14 protein-coding genes are annotated in these 17,227 nt (G+C 71.9%); 4 read left to right on the plus strand and 10 right to left on the minus strand.

Going from position 1 to position 17,227, the window contains the following annotated elements; all coding sequences use genetic code 11:
- Positions 1-6: 6 nt before the first annotated feature.
- From ACFUJ1_RS16450 to ACFUJ1_RS16495, 10 genes are all read right to left on the minus strand, one after another.
- Complete coding sequence (locus ACFUJ1_RS16450; protein WP_378646343.1) at positions 7-1,656, minus strand: dipeptide ABC transporter ATP-binding protein; 1,650 nt, start codon at positions 1,654-1,656, stop codon at positions 7-9.
- On the minus strand, positions 1,649-2,536 hold the full coding sequence (locus tag ACFUJ1_RS16455) for an ABC transporter permease (protein ID WP_378646345.1): 888 nt from the start codon (positions 2,534-2,536) through the stop codon (positions 1,649-1,651). Before ACFUJ1_RS16455 ends, ACFUJ1_RS16450 begins: the two co-directional genes overlap by 8 nt.
- Positions 2,533-3,510: an ABC transporter permease gene (locus ACFUJ1_RS16460; RefSeq protein WP_378646347.1), complete on the minus strand. Its 978-nt coding sequence runs from the start codon at positions 3,508-3,510 to the stop codon at positions 2,533-2,535. The genes ACFUJ1_RS16455 and ACFUJ1_RS16460 overlap by 4 nt, the downstream gene beginning before the upstream one ends.
- The gene (locus ACFUJ1_RS16465) at positions 3,510-5,132 is read right to left on the minus strand and encodes an ABC transporter substrate-binding protein (protein ID WP_378646349.1); all 1,623 of its coding nucleotides are present in this window, start codon (positions 5,130-5,132) and stop codon (positions 3,510-3,512) included. The genes ACFUJ1_RS16460 and ACFUJ1_RS16465 overlap by 1 nt, the downstream gene beginning before the upstream one ends.
- A gap of 42 nt (positions 5,133-5,174) precedes the next feature.
- Positions 5,175-6,788, minus strand: a complete 1,614-nt coding sequence (locus tag ACFUJ1_RS16470) for an ABC transporter substrate-binding protein (RefSeq protein ID WP_378646351.1) — start codon at positions 6,786-6,788, stop codon at positions 5,175-5,177.
- A 158-nt stretch (positions 6,789-6,946) separates the two neighbouring features.
- Positions 6,947-7,651 (minus strand): hypothetical protein, encoded by a 705-nt coding sequence (locus tag ACFUJ1_RS16475; RefSeq protein ID WP_378646353.1) that lies wholly within the window; start codon positions 7,649-7,651, stop codon positions 6,947-6,949.
- A 5-nt stretch (positions 7,652-7,656) separates the two neighbouring features.
- Complete coding sequence (locus ACFUJ1_RS16480; protein WP_378646355.1) at positions 7,657-8,718, minus strand: hypothetical protein; 1,062 nt, start codon at positions 8,716-8,718, stop codon at positions 7,657-7,659.
- A complete protein-coding gene (locus ACFUJ1_RS16485) occupies positions 8,715-9,425 on the minus strand; it encodes an NAD(P)H-binding protein (RefSeq protein WP_378646357.1) in 711 nt (236 codons plus the stop codon). Before ACFUJ1_RS16485 ends, ACFUJ1_RS16480 begins: the two co-directional genes overlap by 4 nt.
- 11 nt (positions 9,426-9,436) lie before the next feature.
- Positions 9,437-10,750, minus strand: a complete 1,314-nt coding sequence (locus tag ACFUJ1_RS16490; RefSeq protein ID WP_378646359.1) for an NtaA/DmoA family FMN-dependent monooxygenase — start codon at positions 10,748-10,750, stop codon at positions 9,437-9,439.
- 13 nt (positions 10,751-10,763) lie between these two features.
- Positions 10,764-11,828, minus strand: a complete 1,065-nt coding sequence (locus tag ACFUJ1_RS16495; protein ID WP_378646361.1) for an aldo/keto reductase — start codon at positions 11,826-11,828, stop codon at positions 10,764-10,766.
- A 181-nt stretch (positions 11,829-12,009) separates the two neighbouring features.
- On the opposite strand from ACFUJ1_RS16495, the gene ACFUJ1_RS16500 reads away from it, so the two are divergent.
- From ACFUJ1_RS16500 to ACFUJ1_RS16515, 4 genes are read left to right on the plus strand one after another with little or no spacing between them, the layout of a single operon-like run.
- On the plus strand, positions 12,010-13,677 hold the full coding sequence (locus ACFUJ1_RS16500) for an ABC transporter substrate-binding protein (protein WP_378646363.1): 1,668 nt from the start codon (positions 12,010-12,012) through the stop codon (positions 13,675-13,677).
- 39 nt (positions 13,678-13,716) lie between these two features.
- Positions 13,717-14,661: an ABC transporter permease gene (locus tag ACFUJ1_RS16505; protein ID WP_378646365.1), complete on the plus strand. Its 945-nt coding sequence runs from the start codon at positions 13,717-13,719 to the stop codon at positions 14,659-14,661.
- Between the two features lie 4 nt (positions 14,662-14,665).
- Positions 14,666-15,535, plus strand: coding sequence for an ABC transporter permease (locus ACFUJ1_RS16510; RefSeq protein WP_378646367.1), 870 nt, complete (start codon positions 14,666-14,668; stop codon positions 15,533-15,535).
- The gene (locus tag ACFUJ1_RS16515) at positions 15,532-17,226 is read left to right on the plus strand and encodes an ATP-binding cassette domain-containing protein (protein ID WP_378646369.1); all 1,695 of its coding nucleotides are present in this window, start codon (positions 15,532-15,534) and stop codon (positions 17,224-17,226) included. Before ACFUJ1_RS16510 ends, ACFUJ1_RS16515 begins: the two co-directional genes overlap by 4 nt.
- Position 17,227: the final 1 nt, after the last annotated feature.

Here is a 17,227-nt window from a genome sequence, read left to right on the forward strand (position 1 = left end):
ACGGGATCAGAGGCGGGCGGGTTCGCGCTCGTGCGCGAGCGCCCAGCCGGGGACGGATTCGACGAGGTCGCGGGTGTAGTCGTCGGCCGGGTCGGTGAAGACCCGCGCGGCCGGGCCGGATTCGACGACGACGCCGCGGCGCAGCACGGTGATGTGGTCGGCGATCTGGCGGACCACGCCCAGATCGTGCGAGATGAGGACGTAGGTGGAGCCGAGTTCGCGCTGCAGCTCCACGATCAGCTCCAGGATTCTGGCCTGGACGGTGACGTCGAGCGCGCTGGTCGGCTCGTCCAGGACCAGCACCTCCGGCTCGAGTGCGAGCGCACGCGCGATGGCGACGCGCTGGCGCTGGCCGCCGGAGAGCCGGGCCGGGAGGGCATCGTGCGTGCGGTCGGCCAGCCCGACCAGGTGCAGCAGTTCGCGGGCGCGGGCCGCGCGGGAGGCGCGGGTGCCGATGCCGTGGCGCAGCAGTGGTTCGGCGACCGCGCGGGCGGCGGTGTAGCCGGGGTCGAGGGAGACGAACGGGTTCTGGTACACCAGCTGGAGGGTGCGGCGGGCCGCGCGCAGGGCGCGGTCGTCGCCGGGGTCGAGCGGGGTGCCGTCGATCAGCACCCGGCCCGAGGTCGGGCGGTCCAGGCCGAGGACCAGCCGGGCGATGGTGGTCTTGCCCGAGCCGGACTCCCCCACGATGGCGTGCGTGCTGCCGCGCTCGACGGTCAGCGCGACGTTGTCCAGCGCGGCGAAGCCGGAACCGCCGCCGGGGCGGGCGAACACCTTGGTGACGCCGTCGAGTTCGATGGCGGGCACCGCCGGATCGGCGGACGCCTGCCGTGCGGCGGCGGTGACGCCGCCCCCGCGGAACTTGTCCGCGTTCAGGGCGGGCACATCCGCGAGCAGCCTGCGGGTGTAGTCGCTGCGCGGGTTCGTGAGCACGGTCCCCGCCACCCCCGCTTCGCGCACCCGGCCGTGCTCAAGCACGACCAGGTGATCGCAGCGCTCCCTGGCCAGGGCCAGGTCGTGGGTGATGAGCAGGACCCCGAGCCCGAGGTCGGTGCGCAGCCTGCCGATGAGGTCGAGCACCCGGCGCTGCACGGTGACGTCCAGCGCCGAGGTCGGCTCGTCGGCGACCAGCAGCTTCGGCCCGGCCGCGATGGCCGAGGCCAGGATGGCGCGCTGCAGCATGCCGCCGGAGAGCTGGTGCGGGTACTTGCGCGCCACCTCGGCCGGGTGCGGGATCCCGACGGCGTCCAGCAGCTCCACCACCCGGGCGGCGGGCGCCTCGTCGGTGGTGCCGGTGGCGTACAGGGTCTCGGCGAGCTGGGCGCCGACGGTGCGCACCGGGTTCAGCGAGTTCGCCGGATCCTGCGGCACGTAGGCGATCTCGTTGCCGCGCAGCGCCCGCAGCCGGCGCGCGCCGAGGGTGAGCAGCGGCTCACCGCGGTACCGCACCTCCCCCGACTCCACGACGGCGTTCGGCGCGGCCAGCCGCAGCAGCACGTTGGCGATGGTGGACTTGCCCGACCCGGACTCCCCCACCAGCGCGACGGCGGCGCCGTCGGGCACGGTGAACGAGACGTCGTCCACGGTGCGCCGCAGCTGCCCGCGCACCCGGTAGCCGACGGTCAGCCCCTCGACGGTGAGCAGTGGTTCAGTCATCGGTGCTCAGCTCCTTCACGAAGGCGCTGAGCCGGTTGAAGGCCAGCACCGTCAGCACGATGGCGACGCTCGGGACGGCGACCATCCACGGCGCGGAGAAGACGTAGTTCTTGCCCTCGGAGACCTGCACGCCCCACTCCGGCGACGGCGGCGAATCGCCGTAGCCGAGGAAGGCAAGCGCCGCGATCGAGAGGATGGCGGCGCCGAACTGCAGCACCGAGAGCGCCAGCACGCTGGACCAGGCATTGGGCAGGATGTGCGAGAGGATCAGCGAGCGGCTGCGCGCCCCGACCAGCCTGGCCGCCTCCAGGTACGGCAGGCCGGTGATCCGGAGCACCTCCGAGCGCATCAGCCTGGCGAACACGGCGATGGCCGAGACACCGACCGCGATGGCGGCATTCACGGTGGAGAAGCCGAGCGCGACCACGATCGCCATGGAGAGCAGCAGCCCGGGGATGGCGAGCAGGGTGTCGACGAAGCGCATGAGCACCACGTCGATCGGGCGGTTCGCGTAGTGCCCGCCGATCAGCCCGATGGCCGAGCCGACCACCAGGCCGATGACGACGGCGATGAAGGCGGAGAGCACCGACATGCCGGTGCCGTGCAGGACCCGGGAGTAGATGTCGCGGCCCAGGTAGTCGGTGCCGAGCCAGTACCGGCCGGAGGGCGCGAGCAGCACCTCGTCGGGGTGCGGGAGGTAGGGATCGTGCGTGCTGAGCAGCCCCGGCGCCACCGCGGCGACCAGGATCAGCAGCAGGACCGCCGCCGCGGCCACGGTGGCCGGGGTGAGCCTGCGCCGCGCCACCCGCCACGCGGTGCGGGCCCTGCCCGGCGCGACGATCACCGGATCGTCGAGCTCCGGCGGAGCGAGTGCGGTCATGCCGGGACCTCCTGACGGATGGCGGGTTCCGGGCGGAGCCGGGGGTCGAGTACGGGGTAGAGCAGGTCGACGGCGAGGTTGACCAGGACCACCGCGCCGGAGGCGAGCAGGATGATGCCGAGCAGCGTCGGCGAATCCTGCCCGGAGACAGCCGCCTCGATCACCGACCCGATCCCGTGCCGGTTGAAGATGGCCTCCACGATCACCGAGCCGGTGATCAGCTCCGCCACCGCGAGCCCGAGCATGGTCACCCCCGGCAGCGCCGACGGCCGCGCCACGTGCGCGGCGAGCAGCCGCGCGGTGCTCAGCCCCTTGGAGCGGGCGAAGGTCACGTACGGCTCCCCCTGCACGTGGTGCGCGTTCTCGATCAGCACCCGGGCCAGCGGCGCCGCCACCGGCAGCGCCAGCACCGCCGCGGGCGGCACCGCACCGGCCCACCCGTCGGCCTTCAGCGTGCTGAACAAGCCGAGCTGGTAGGAGAAGATCTGCAGCACCACCAGCCCGATCACGAAGGTCGGCACCGAGAGCAGCGCCGCGGGAACGGTGGTGGCGAAGCGCCGCACCGGCTCGAACGGAGCGGTGGTCGCCGCCACCGCGAGCCCCACCGCGATCAGCACCGCGAAGAGCGCGGTCACGGTGGCGAGCTCGACGGTAGCGGGCACCGCGCTCGCGATCCGCCCGGTCACCGGCTCCACGGTGGTCAGCGAGTAGCCGAGGTCGCCGTGCAGGAGCCGGGTCACGGCCTGCCACAGCTGCACCGGGAGCGGCTGGTCCATGCCGTAGTAGGCGAGCAGCTGGTCCACCTGCTCCGGGGAGAAGTTGGCCTCGGGGTCGCTGAGCCTGGCCCGGATGGGGTCGCCGGGCAGGAAGAACAGCAGCAGGAAGACCACCAGGTAGGACAGGGTCAGCACGAGCAGCCCCTGCCCGGCCCTGGCGAGCACGTAGCGCGGGTACGAGGTGACGGGCGTGGCCATCAGTCGTCCAGCCACGCGTCGTAGAGCGCGGAGCGGCCCAGCGTCTCGGCCTTGAACCCGTACAGGTTCGGCGCGGTGACGAAGGACTGCTGGGTCTCCTCCAGCGGCACCACCAGGCCCTGGTCCAGCAGGTAGCGCTGCACGTCGGCGACGGCGGCGGTGCGCTCGTCCCCGACCGGGAGCGTGTTCAGCCTGGCCAGCAGCGGATCGAGCCCCTTGTCGGCGTTGCCGCCCGCCCCGCCGGAGCGGTAGCGCGCCCACAGCTGGCCGACGTCGGCGCCGGTCTGGTGGTTCCAGAAGAAGACGTTGTCCGGCTTGGTGGTGACCGTGGTGTAGGTGGTGCGGTCCACCTTGACGACGTCGATATCGATGCCGATCCGGCCGAGCTGGATCGCGATCAGCTCGGCGTCCTGCACCGCGGCCACCCAGTTCGACTCCGGGTAGAGCGTGAAGGCGAGCCGCTTGCCGTCCTTGGTGCGGATCCCGTCCGCGCCCTTCGCGGTCCAGCCCGCCTCGTCCAGCAGCCGGTTCGCCTTCGCCTGGTCGAAGCCGGTGCCGCCGGGCAGCGGGGTGAAGCCCGGCGTGCCGCGCTGCACCAGCCCGGCGGCCTCGACCCAGTTGTCGTTGTAGATCGCGGTCATGATCTCGCGGACGTCGATGCCGTGGCGGATGGCCTGCCGCACCCGGACGTCGGCGACGATGTCGTTGGCGGTCGGGTTGATCGCCAGCTCCCTGATGGCGCCGAACGGGCGCGAGCCGTAGTAGTGGAAACCGCGCCCCTGCAGCTGCTTCTCGTCGGTGATCTGGATGTCGCGGGCCAGGTGCGCCTGGCTGGACAGCAGCAGCCCGGTGCGCGAGGAGCCCTCGCTGGAGACGATGTAGTGCACCGAGTCCAGGTAGGCCTCGCCCGTGTGCTTCGCGGTGGCGGGCGGCCAGTTGTACCCCGCCCGCCGCTTGATGGTGATCTCGGTATTGCCCTTCACCGAGTCCAGCGTGAACGGCCCGGTGCCGACGGCGTTGCGGATGTCGGCGGCCTGCTCGTAGGGCAGGTCGAGGGTCTTCTGCGCCACGATGGAGTGCCGCAGGTCGGCCAGCCCGTTGAGGAAGCCGGTGTCGGTCTGCTTCAACCGGATCCGCACCTGGTTCGCCCCCACCGGCTCGGCCCGCTGGTAGCTGGCGAACTGCGGCCGCGACGGGGTGTAGCCGCGGGCGGTGTCGCCCGCGCCGAAGCGGTCCAGGTTCGCCACGACGACCTGCGGGGTGAGCGCGCTGCCGTCGCTGAAGGTGACGCCGTCGCGCAGGGTGAGCAGGAACTCGGTGTAGTCGGCGCTGTGCTCCCAGGCCGATGCCAGCCAGGGCTCCAGCTTGCCGGTCTCCGGGTCCAGGTAGATCAGCAGGTCGAAGAGGTTCACCGAGACCGAGGAGTTCTGCCAGAGCCGCAGGTCCTGCTGCGCGAAGCTGGTGAACTCGCCGCTCTCCAGGAAGATCACGTCCCCGCCGCGCTGCGGCTCGCCGCCGCCGCCCGCGCCCGGCCCGCCCCCCGAACAGGCGGCGGCCGTCACGGACAGGGCGACGACGGCGATCGCCCCGGCGAGCCGCCGGAATCGGGTGGATGCGGTCATGGTCTGGGGCTCCTCTGGGGGTTCTCGAAAAGAAAGGGGGTGCTAGTCCGCGAGCCAGGCGTCGTAGAAGTACGACCGGCCGAGGGTCTCCGGCTGGAAGCCGTGCAGCCCGGGTGCGGTCACGAAGGACTGCTGGGTCTCCTGCAGCGGCACGATCAGCGCGTTGTCCAGCAGGTACTTCTGCACGGCGGCCACCGCGGCGGTGCGCTCCGGGCCGGGTGCGACGGTGTTGATCACGGTGAGCAGGGCGTCGAAGGCCGGGTCGTTCAGCCCGCCGACCCCGCCGCTGCGGTAGCGGTTCCACAGCTGGTTGACGTCGGTGGCGGTGCTGTGGCCCCAGGAGAACGGGTTGTCCGGCTTGACCACCTGGGCGTTGTAGGTGGAGCGGTCCACCTTGACGATCTCGAACTCGATGCCGACCCGCTTCAGCTGGATGGCGATCAGCTCGACGTCCGGGATGGGAATCACCCACTGCGTCTCCGGGTAGACCGTGAAGCTGAGCCGCTTGCCGTCCCTGGTGCGGATTCCGTCCGCGCCCTTGGCATTCCAGCCCGCCTCGTCCAGCAGCCGGTTCGCCGCGGCGGCGTCGAAGCCGTAGTTCGAGCCGATGTCGGTGAAGCCGGGGGTGTTGGACTGCACCACGCCCTGCGCGGCCACCCAGTTGTCGTTGTAGAGCGTGCGGATCAGCTCGGTGCGGTCGATGCCGCGCAGGATCGCCTGCCGCACCCTGGGATCGGCGATCAGCTCGTTGGCCGACGGGTTGATCTCCAGCCCGCGCACGCCGCCGAACGGCCGCGCGCCGAAGTAGTGGAAACCGCGGCTCTGCAGTTGCTTCTCGTCGGTGATCAGCACGTCGCGGGCGGCGTGCGCCTGCCCGCCGAGCAGCAGCCCGGTCCGCGAGGAGCCCTCGTTGGAGATGATGTAGGTGATCGAGTCCAGGTACGCCTCGCCGGTGTGCTTCGCGCTGCCGGGCGGCCAGTTGTAGCCGGCGCGGCGCTCGATCCGGATCTCCCGGCCCGGTTTCCGCGCGGCGAAGACGAACGGGCCGCTGCCGATGGCGTTCTCCAGGTCGGAAGCCTGCTCGTAGGGCAGGTCGAGGGTCTTCTGCGCGACGATCGAGTGCCGCAGGTCGGCCAGGTTCGGCAGGAAGCCGGTGTCCGGCTGCTTCAGGAAGATCCGCAGCGTGTTCGGGCCGGTGGCCTCGGCGCGGTCGTAGCGGGCGAACTGCGGGCGCGACGGGGTGATGCCGCGGGCGGTGTCGCCTGCCCCGAAGTGGTTCAGGTTGGCGATCACCACCTGCGGGGTCAGCGCGGTGCCGTCGCTGAAGGTGACGTCGGTGCGCAGGGTCAGCTCGACCTGGGTGGCGGTGTCGTTCACCGTCCACGCGGTGGCCAGCCAGGGGGCCAGCTTCCCGGTCTCGGGGTCCAGGTAGACCAGGCGGTCGAAGAGGTTCACCGCCACCGAGGAGGTCTGCCAGGTGCGCAGATCCTGCTGGGCGAAGCCGGTGAACTCGCCGTTCTCCAGGAAGACGATGTCGCCGCCCCGGCGGGGCTCGCCCGCCGCGCCGCCGGGGCCGGACCCGGAGCCGCAGGCCGCGAGGGTGCCTGCCAGGAGCAGGCAGGCCACTCCGGCGGCGAGGGCTCGCAGGGTTCTCATTGCTGTTTCTCCTCGGGAGATTTCGGACGGCACAGGGCCGTCGGGGTGACCGACGGCGAAGAGCCGTCGGGGGTATGGGGTCGGCGGCGCGCCGTCGGGGGTATCGGTCGGCGGCGCGCCGGCGAGGAACTCGGGGCGGCGGCACGCCGGCGAGTGGGTCAGGACAGGGGCGCGCCGGCGGGAGCATCGGCGAGCGCGGCACTGCCCGCGGTCTCGACGGGCAGCAGGCCGTCGAACGGGACGATCTCGTCCACGTGGACGGTGACGCGGTAGAGGCGGACCAGCCACTCGGTGCGGCTGCCGCCCGCACCGGGTTCGACCGGCTCCCAGGTGATCCGGTCACGGTGCGTGGGTACGACGACCAGCGCGCCGGAGACCGGCACCACGACGTGGTCGAAGAGCCCGGGGAAGTCGGGAAGCACCAGTTCGGCGTCGACGGCGCCGAGCGGGCGAACAGCGTCGGGGACGTGGTCGTCCTGCCACTCCCAGCCGCGCACCGCGCGCACCCCGGTGAGCACGGCCCCGCGACCGACATCGCCGACCACGGCGTCGGCCGCGCGCCCGGCGGGCAGCCCGCCGAGCACACCGGCCAGCGCCACGTGCGGCGCCAGGATCTCCGCCAGTTCGGTGCCGAGCGAGCGGAGCTCGGCGAGCAGCCGCTCCCCGTCGGCGGCGGATCGGGCGGCGGCGGCGAGGGCCCGCACGGTGACCAGGTGGTCGATCACCTCGCGCAGCGCGGCGGCCCGCGCGCCACCGGGGCCGGTGACCGTGGTGTCCACCGGCAGCGCCGGCTCGTCCAGGATCTCGCGGACCGCGGTGACGGTGTCGGTGTCGAGGATGGCGGGGATGTCCGGAGCGACCATGGGTCTCAGCTCCTCAGATAGGGGTACGCGCGCAGCGCGCGGGCGGGGATGCCGACGGTCGCGCGGTGCGTGACGTCGAAGAAGGCGTTGATGCCGTTGCGCCGCCGCGCCCCGACGGCGCGGTGGTGGTCGGGGCCGTCGGCGCCGTTCATGATGGCGCGGGTGTTGTTGAAGTCGCGCAGCTCTCGTTGCAGGGCGACGAAGTGCGTGCCCGGCTTGCCGTCGTCCAGGGTGGCGAAGTCGCGGCGGTTGATCACCGGCACGTTGTTCACCCGCGCCCTGGCGGCGGCCTGCGCGTGCCCGACGATGCCGTGCTCGCGCACGGTGTGCTCGTAGCGCTGGTAGTCGCTGGGCGCGTCCTCGGAGAACTTCTCCGCCTGGGCCGCGGTCACCGTCGGCGCGTAGAGCAGCGCCGCCTGCCCGTCACGGTCACGGGCGTGCCAGCGCTGCACATCGAGCACGATCCGGCTGACGTGCCCGGTGGTGCCACCGGCCAGCGGCCCCCGCTCCACGGTGATCGACGGCTCGGGCGCGTTGTTTCCCTTGTGGATCGAGTGGAACCCGAAGAACAGCGGCGCCTTCTCCGGAATGTTCAGCTCCGGGAAGGACTCCGTCGGCAGCCCGGCGCCGACGAAGCCGCGCCGCACCTCCTGCACCTTCAGGTGCTCCCCCTGCGCGGTGTCCCCTTCGCCGAAGAGCGCGTCCAGCGCGGCGTCGAGCACGTCCGGGTGGTCGGTGGCGAGGTGCAGGATGACGTCCGGGCTGTCCAGCACCGGGTCCTCCCAGCGCGACATCCGCGCGGGCGCGTTGATCAGCCCGCGGTGCTCGGTGTGCCGGTCGAACCAGAACTGGCTCCAGCCGACCGTGGAGAGCAGCCCGTCCGGGCCGTAGCTGTACCGGCTCTCCAGCCCGGCGAGCGTCGCCTCCAGGTGCCGGGCGCCCTCGGCGCTCGGCGTGCTCGCCAGCTCGGCGAGGACCAGGGCCTGGTGCCGCGGCGGGATCGGGCGGTCCAGCTCGTCCCTGGGGAAGGTGGCCTCCCATTCGTGCTGTCCGGCAGGCAGGCTCATCCCGCCACCGCTTCCCGCACGCGCGCCTCGTGGTCGGGTTCCAGCGCGGCGAAGCGGGCCGCCAGGTCCTCGCCATCGGTGGCGCCGGGCATGCTCAGGTCGTAGACGGCGACGGTGCGCCCGGCCGCGGACTCCGGGTGCTCGATGGCGGTGAGCACGGTGCGGGCGACGCTGTCGGTGCTGACCAGGCCGTCGGCGTTCCGGTCGCCGGTGAGCCGGGTGCGGTAGTCCGGGTCGTTGATGGTGGAGAGCCAGGTCGGGCGGACGATCGTGTAGGGGTTGCGCCCGGCGCGCAGGTGCGCCTCCAGCGCGTGCAGCGCCCAGGTGTTGGGCTTGGCGTTGCGGTGCGTGACGCCGTGCCCGACCAGGAAGTGCGAGACCAGCACGATCGGCAGCTCCGGGCGTTCGGCGCTGAGGGCGTCGAGCAGCCGGTGTCCGAGCAGTCTGCCCGCCACCTCGCCGTCGGCGGGCTGCCACATGCCGGTGGCCGCGGCGACGGTCGGCGCGAGGATCAGCGCGTCGGCGCGGGCCAGCAGCTCACCGAGCGCCGCGGCGGTGACCGGGCCGTCGGCCGGGCGCTCGTAGCCGTGCCCGCGCTCGGTGGCGACCCGTTCGGTCTGGTCGCGCGAGTTCCAGATGCCGTGCACGAGGTGGTCCGGGCCGGTGACTTCGGCCAGGACCGGGGCGATCTCGACGATATGGGACATGATGTGACTCCTCACCAGGTGGGAACGGGAAGCCCGAGGTGCTCCCGCAGGGTGGATCCGGTGTAGTGGCGGCGGAACAGCCCGCGCTCCTGCAGGATCGGGACGACCTCGTCGACGAACGGCTCGAAGCTCTCGTCGATGACGTCGAACATGAGGTTGAAGCCGTCCACCGTGCCGGTGGCGAACCACGCCTCGATGGTGTCGGCGACCGTTTTCGGCCCGCCGGTGACGGTCAGGTGCCCGACCCCGTCGCGCACGATCTCGCGCACCGTCCGGCCGGACTCGCCGAGCGCGGCCAGCGAGCGCAGGAACCCCTCGGAGGTGTGCCGCTTCTGCGCGGCGAAGTGCGCGGCGTCCAGCGGGAGCGGGCCGTCCAGGTCGATCTCGGCGGCCGGGATGCCGAGCCGCTGGGCCAGCATGCCCAGCGTCGCGGCCTCGGACTCCGGGTCGGCGAGTTCGTCGCGGCGCCTGCGCGCCTCCTCGTCGGTGGAGCCGAACCAGAGCACCAGCCCCGGCAGCGCGAGCACCGGTTTACGGCCGGGCGCGCGCACGGTGGCGGCGGTGGCGTCCAGCCGGTCGCGGTACTCGCGCGCGGCCTCCGGGGTCGCGGCCGCGACGAAGGTGGCGTCGGCGTGCCGCGCGGCCAGCTCCAGCCCCTCCGGCGAGGCGCCCGCCTGGAAGACCACCGGCAGCCCCTGCTCCGACGGCGGCACCAGGCCGCCACCGGTCACCTCGAAGAACTCGCCGCGGTGGCTGATCGGGCGGACCCGCTCGGGCACCGCGTAGCGGCCGCTGGCCTTGTCGGCGACGATGGCGTCCGGCGCCCAGGTGCGCCACAGCTCGAGCACCACGTCCAGGAACTCGTCCGCCCTGGCGTAGCGCTGCTCCTTGGGCGGCAGCTCGGCCAGGCCGTAGTTCGGCGAGACCAGCGGGTTGTAGCTGGTGACGACGTTCCAGCCGGCCCGGCCGTGCGAGATCCGGTCCAGCGTGGCGATCGAGCGGGCGAGGTTGAACGGGTGGTGCCAGGAGGAGGAGACGGTGGCGACCACGCCGACCCGCTCGGTCTGCTGCGCGGCCGCGGTGAGCGCCAGGATCGGGTCGAGCGTCGCGCGCTGCGGCTCGCTGGCCCAGGTGGGGGTGAGCGCGGGCACGTCGGCGGTGAACACCGCGTCGAAGAGGCCGCGCTCGGCGGTCTGCGCGATCCGGACGTAGAAGTCGGGGTTGGCGGTGCCGAGCGGGTCGATGCCGGCTCGGCGCCAGGCGTTTCGGTACGAGCCGTGCCCGGGGCAGTTCACGCCCAGGTGCAACGACGGCTGCTCGGTCACCACCGTGCTCCGCTCAGACGCCGGCGGGCAGCAGCGCGGGGCGGTGCGTGCGGCCGCGGCGGCGCGGGGCGGCGTCGCCGTTCAGCCAGGACGGCAGCCAGCCCTCGTCGGCCCGGTTGATGGTGACGCCGGGGGGAACGATCTCGTCGATGGCGTCGAGCACGGCCTCGTCCAGGGTGATCTCCGGGATGCCGAGCAGCCCCTCCAGGTGCTCGTAGGTGCGCGGGCCGATGAGCACGCTGTCCACCTCCGGGTGCTCGAGCACCCAGGCGATGGCGAGCTGCGGCAGCGTCAGCCCGGCCTCGGCGGCTACCGCGCCGAGCCGGATGGCGAGTTCGCGCTTGGTCCGGTTGATCGGCAGCTCCGGATCGTGCCGGGCCGGAATCCGCGCGGCGCGGATCGAGGGCGGCGCCTCGCTGCCCTCGACGTGCCGCCCGGAGAGCCAGCCGCCTGCCAGCGGGCTCCAGGTGAGCACGCCGAGGCCGTAGCGGCCCGCGATCGGCAGGCTCGCGCGCTCGGCGCCGCGGGCCAGGATGGAGTACGGCAGCTGCTCGGTGGCCGGGCGGCTGCGGCCGTCGCGGGCGGCGGCCCACTGCGCCTCGACCAGCAGGTGCGGCTCGTTGGTCGTGGTGCCGTAGTAGCGGATCTTGCCCTGCTTGACCAGGTCGTCCAGCGCGCCGACGGTCTCGGCGATATCGACCTCGGGGTCCGGCTTGTGCTGCTGGTAGAGGTCGATGTGGTCGACGTTCAGCCGGCGCAGCGAGTTCTCCACCGCGCGCTGGATCCAGCGCCGCGAGCTGCCCCTGGTATTGACGCCGTCGGCCCACTGGCTGTGGAACTTGGTCGCCAGGATGACGTCGTCGCGGCGGCCCTGCACGGCGCGGCCGACGATCTCCTCGCTCTCGCCCTGCGAGTACGAGTCGGCGGTGTCGATGATGTTGATGCCCGCGTCGAGTGCGCGGTGGATGATCCGCACCGCCTCGTCGCTGTCGTCGCTGACGCGGGAACCGAAGTTCATCGCGCCGAGGGTCAGCGGGCTGATCTTCACCCCGGTACGGCCGAGCGTGCGGTGACTCACAAGCGTTATCCGATCCACGAGACAATTCCGTCGAGGCCAAGTGTGTGACCGGCCCGGTATCGCGAACAACACACATCCTCTTCGCGATTCGAATAGCGAAAGTGCGGAGTGGGTGCGGTTAACACTCGCGGTGACGCGAATTCTCGGCACGCCGCGGGCACTGTGCCACAGTGGCCCGATCATGACCGACTCGCTCTTCTCCGCCACGCCGACCCGCCGTGGCTTCCTCGCTCTGGCAGGCGCTTTCGGCGGCCTGCTGCTGGTCGGCTGCGCGGCCGACGGTAATTCCGCGGCCGGCGCGGCCGGCGGGGGCACCCCCGTACGCGGCGGCTCCCTGAAATTCGCCTGGCTCGGCGCACCGGAAACGATCGACCCGCAGGTCAACAGCAGTTTCGCCGGTGCCAACTTCGCCAACAACATCGTCGACCGGCTGCTGTTCCAGGATCGCGACAGCGGGCAGCTGAGCCCGTGGCTGGCGACGAAGTGGGAACACAACGACGCCATCACCGAGTTCACCTTCACCCTGCGCGACGACGTGACCTTCAGCGACGGCACGAAATTCGACGCCACCTCGGTGAAGAACAATCTCGACCAGTTCTACCGCGGCGACGAAGCGCTCGGCATCAAGCCCAACGGCAAGAGCTACCTCGGGCCGTACAAGGAAACCGTCGTGGTGAGCCCGACCGTGGTGCGGGTGAATTTCACCGCACCGAACGCGAGTTTCCTGCAACTGACCGCGCACAGCGGCACCGGCAATATCCCGTTCCTCGCGGAGAAGACGCTGAAATCCTCGGCGCAGGAACGGCTGAATCCGGCCAATGTGATCGGCACCGGGCCGTTCGTGGTCACCGAGTACGCGCCGAAGGAGCGCACCGTCGTGGTGCGCCGCGAGGATTACGCCTGGGGTCCGGCGGCCTTCGGGCACCGGGGCTCGGCGCTGCTGGAGCGCATCGAGTTCATCACCATCCCGGAGGCGAGCGTCCGGGTCGGCGCGCTGCAGGCCGGCGACGTCCCCGCCGCCTTCGACATCCTGCCCACCGACGAGAAGGTGCTCAGCGCACTGGGTTTCGAGCTCACCTCGCGCACCGTGCCCGGCTTCACCCTGGGCTGGCAGTTCAATCTCGGCCTCGCCCCGACCGACGACATCGCGGTGCGCCGCGCCATCGTCGCGGCCACCGACCGGGCCGGTTACAAGAAGGCGCTGCTCTCGCAGTCCGAGGGCGAGGCGCACTCGGTGCTCACCGACAAGGTGCCCGGCTTCGTCGACTACAGCGCGGGCGCGCTGAAATTCGACCTGGACAAGGCGAGGAAACTGCTCGACGACGCGGGCTGGAAACCGGGCCCGGACGGCATCCGCGAGCGCGACGGCGTGAGATTGAAGCTCAAGGGCACCGGCAACAATCTGGTGCCGGATGCCAGGATCACCTACGAGGCCACCCAGGCCGCGCTGAAATCCATCGGCATCGAGGTCGAGATCATCTTCGACTCGAGCAATATCCCGGCCAAGGAGCTGGCCGCGCAATACCACCTGGCGAATATCAACCGCGCCCGCAACGACGTCGCGGTGCTCAACACGCAGCTCAACCCGGACCGCGGCAACGGCGCGCAGATCCCGGCAGGCCACCCGGACCGGGCCCGCATCGTCAAGACCTTCAGCGACCTGGACACCGCGCTCGGCGCCGCCCAGGCGCCGTTCGCGAAGGCGGTGCAGGACCTGATCCACGAGGAGCTGGTGCTGGTGAACCCGCACTTCCAGACCTCGCAGGTGGCCGCGGTCAAGGGCGTGCACAACATCCACCTCGACGGCTCCGGCCGGCTGCTGTTCCTCGGCACCTGGGTGGACGGCTGATGCGGCCCGCTTCGACCGGGGCGGACCGGGGAGCCTGAGGTGGCGCGCTACGCGGTGCTGAAACTCGGCCGGGCCCTCGTGGTGGTGTGGGGGGCGTTCACCGCCTCCTTCGTGCTGCTGTACCTGATGCCCGCCAGCCCGGTCGAGTTGCTCTTCGCCCCGGACGAGCGCGCGGGCATCGATCCGGAGGCGTTCGCCGCGATGGAGCGCGCCTACGGCTTCGACCGGCCGGTCCTCACCCAGTACCTGGACCGGCTCGGCGCCGCGCTGCGCGGCGACTTCGGCTCCTCGGTGACGACGGGGCAGCCGGTGCTCGACGCCATCGGCGACGTGCTGCCGAAGACCGTGGTGCTCGCCGCGGCGGCACTGGTGCTGGCCACGCTGTTCGCGCTGGCCATCGCCTGGGTGGCGACCTACCTGCGCTCGGCCTGGCTACGCGATGTGATCGCGAGCGTGCCGCCGCTGCTGGTCTCGTTCCCGAGCTTCCTGCTCGGGCTGATCATCATCAAGATCTTCTCGTTCCAGCTGGGCTGGTTCCCGCCGATCAGCAGCCAGGGGCTGCGCGGGCTGGTGCTGCCCGCGGTGGCCCTCGCGATCCCGGTGGCCGGGCCGATCGCGCAGCTGCTGCTGCGCAACTTCCGCACCGAGTACGCCGCGCCCTACGTGCTCACCGCGTACAGCAAGGGGCTGCGCAAGGGCACCGTGCTCACCACCGACGTGCTCCGCAATGCGAGCCTGCCCGCGCTCACCCAGGGCGGCATCATCGTCGGCGAGCTGCTGGCCGGTGCGGTGATCACCGAGACCATCTTCTCCAGGGCGGGGATCGGGCGGCTCACCGAGGAGGCGGTGCGCGCGCAGAACGTGCCCGTCGTGCAGGGCATCGTCATGCTGGTGGCGCTCTGCTTCGTCACGGTGAACTTCCTGGTCGACGTCTCCTACCCGCTGCTCGATCCGCGGCTGCGCGCGCTGCCGGAGAACGGATGACATCGTGACGTTGCACCTGGACAAGCCCGTCGCACCCGAGGCGGAGGCGGCGAAACCGCTGCCGCGCCGCCGGTTCCGCCCGCAATTCGGGTTGATTCTCGCGGTGCTGGTGGTGGCGACCGCGGTGGCGTTCTGCGTCGTGCCGGGGCTCTTCACCCACCTGGACCCCAACGTGCCGGACACCGGCTCGATCCTGGTCGGCCCGAGCACCGAGCACCCCTTCGGCACCGACCGGCTCGGCCGCGACATCTACACCCGCACCGTCTACGGCGCGGTCATCACGCTCACCGCGACGCTGCTCGCGGTCTCCATCGCCTTCTTCGCGGGCACGGCGCTCGGGCTGCTGGCCGGTTTCGTGCGCGGGCCGCTGGACCTGGTGATCATGCGCGTGGTCGACGTGCTGCTCTCGGTGCCCGGGCTGCTGCTCACCATGGTCGTTGTCGCCGCGCTCGGCTACGGGACCACCAATATCGCCATCGCGGTCGGTGTCTCGGCGGTGGCGAACTTCGCCAGGGTGATGCGCGCCGAGGTACTGAAGGTGAGCAGCTCGGACTACGTGGAGGCCGCCGCCGGGATCGGCACGCCGCGGCTCGCCATTCTGGTGCGGCACGTGCTGCCGAACTCGCTGGGGTCGGTGGTGGCGCTGGTGCCGCTGCAGTTCGGCGCCGCCATCCTCGCCATCGCCGCGCTCGGCTTCCTCGGGTTCGGGGCGCCGCCGCCGCAGCCGGAGTGGGGGGTGCTGGTCGCCGAGGGCCGCGATCTGCTCGCCGTCGCGCCGTGGATCTCGCTGTTCCCCGGTGCGGTGATCCTGGCGGCGGTGCTGGCGAGCAATCGGATCAGCCGGGCGCTGCAGGCCGAGGAGGGAATTCGATGACGCTGCTCGCCTTCGACGATGTCGACGTCTGGTACCGGCGCCGCGGTGCCGAGCCACAGCACGCGGTCGCCGGGGTTTCGCTCGCGGTCGGGAAGGGGGAGCTGGTCACCATCGTCGGTGAGTCCGGCTCCGGGAAGTCGACGCTCGTGCGTGCCGCGATCGGGTTGCTGCCCGCCACCAGCCGGGTGAGCGGGGCTGTCCGGCTCGACGGGGTCGAGGTCTCGGGGTGGTCGCACAATCGTTTCGCCCGCTACCGGGGGCGCTTCGTCGGCTATATCCCGCAGGATCCCGCGGTCTCGCTGAACCCGGTCAAGCAGGTCGGGCGGCATCTGGAGGAGGCACTGCGGAACCGCGCGGGGCGGGGGTTCCGGTTCCGCGGGCAGTTCCGGGCGGCCGCGCTGCGGTTCCTCGGGTTGGCCGGGCTGCCGGATCCGGTGGGGATCTACCGCAAGTACCCGCACGAGCTGTCCGGCGGGATGAAGCAGCGGGTGCTGATCGCCATCGCGCTCTCCGGCGAGCCGGAGCTGCTGATCGCGGACGAGCCGACCAGTGCGCTCGACGTCACCGTGCAGAAGCAGATCCTGGACCACCTGGATCTGCTTCGAGCCGAGCTCGGGATCGGCATTCTGCTGGTCACGCACGATCTCGGGGTGGCGCTGGAGCGGGCCGATCGGGTCGTGGTGATGCGGGCGGGGTCGGTGGTGGAGACCGGGACCGCGGATGAGATTCTGCACGGGGCACGCGACGAGTACACCCGCGCGCTGCTCGCCGCCGCGCCAGGGCTGCATCCACGGCGGATCGTCGCGCGGCCGATCGATCCCGGTTCGCTCGCGCACGCACGGGCAGCCGTCGGTGGGCCGGCGGACATCGGGGAGGCCGCCGGCGGCTCGCGCGGGCAGGTCGGTGGCGCGGATGTCGACGGCGCCGAGTTCGCGATCGGGGTGCGTGAGCTGCGCAAGACCTTCCGTACCCGGCGCGGCGGGGTCGAGCACCGGGTGGCGGCGGTCGACGGCGTCTCCTTCACTGTCGCCCCCGGCAGCACGCACGCGCTGGTCGGCGAGTCCGGCGCGGGCAAGTCCACCGTGGCCCGGATCGTGGCGGGGCTGACCGGCGCCGACAGCGGCGAGGTCCGGCTCTTCGGCAGTACCGAGCGCGACCGGGCGGCGCTGCAGTTCGTCTACCAGAACCCGTACTCCTCGCTGAACCCGCGCTTCTCGGTGGCCGACCTGATCACCGAACCGATCCGGGTGCATCGCAGGCAGATCGGCCGCCGCGAACGCCACGCCATCGCCGCCGAACTCCTCGACGGCGTCCGCCTCCCCCGCGACTACGCCGCCCGCCGCGCGGGCGAACTCTCCGGCGGCCAGGCCCAGCGCGTCGCCATCGCGCGCGCCCTCGCCCTGAACCCGCGGGTCGTCGTGCTCGACGAGGCGGTCTCCGCACTCGACGTCTCGGTGCAGGCCGAGATCCTGCAGCTCCTCACCGACCTGCAGGCCGCCTACGCGCTCACCTACCTGTTCATCACCCACGACCTCGGCGTGGTGAAGCTCTTCGCCGACACCGTCACCGTCCTGCGCGCCGGCCGGGTCGTGGAGACCGCCGACACCGCGACGGTGCTCGACGCCCCGCGCTCCGACTACACCCGGCGCCTCGTCGATTCGGTGCCGGGCATCGATCTGTTCCCGGCCTGAT

Origin of the sequence: Nocardia sp. NPDC057227, assembly GCF_042669725.1 — a bacterium.
Lineage (GTDB): Bacteria > Actinomycetota > Actinomycetes > Mycobacteriales > Mycobacteriaceae > Nocardia > Nocardia asteroides_A.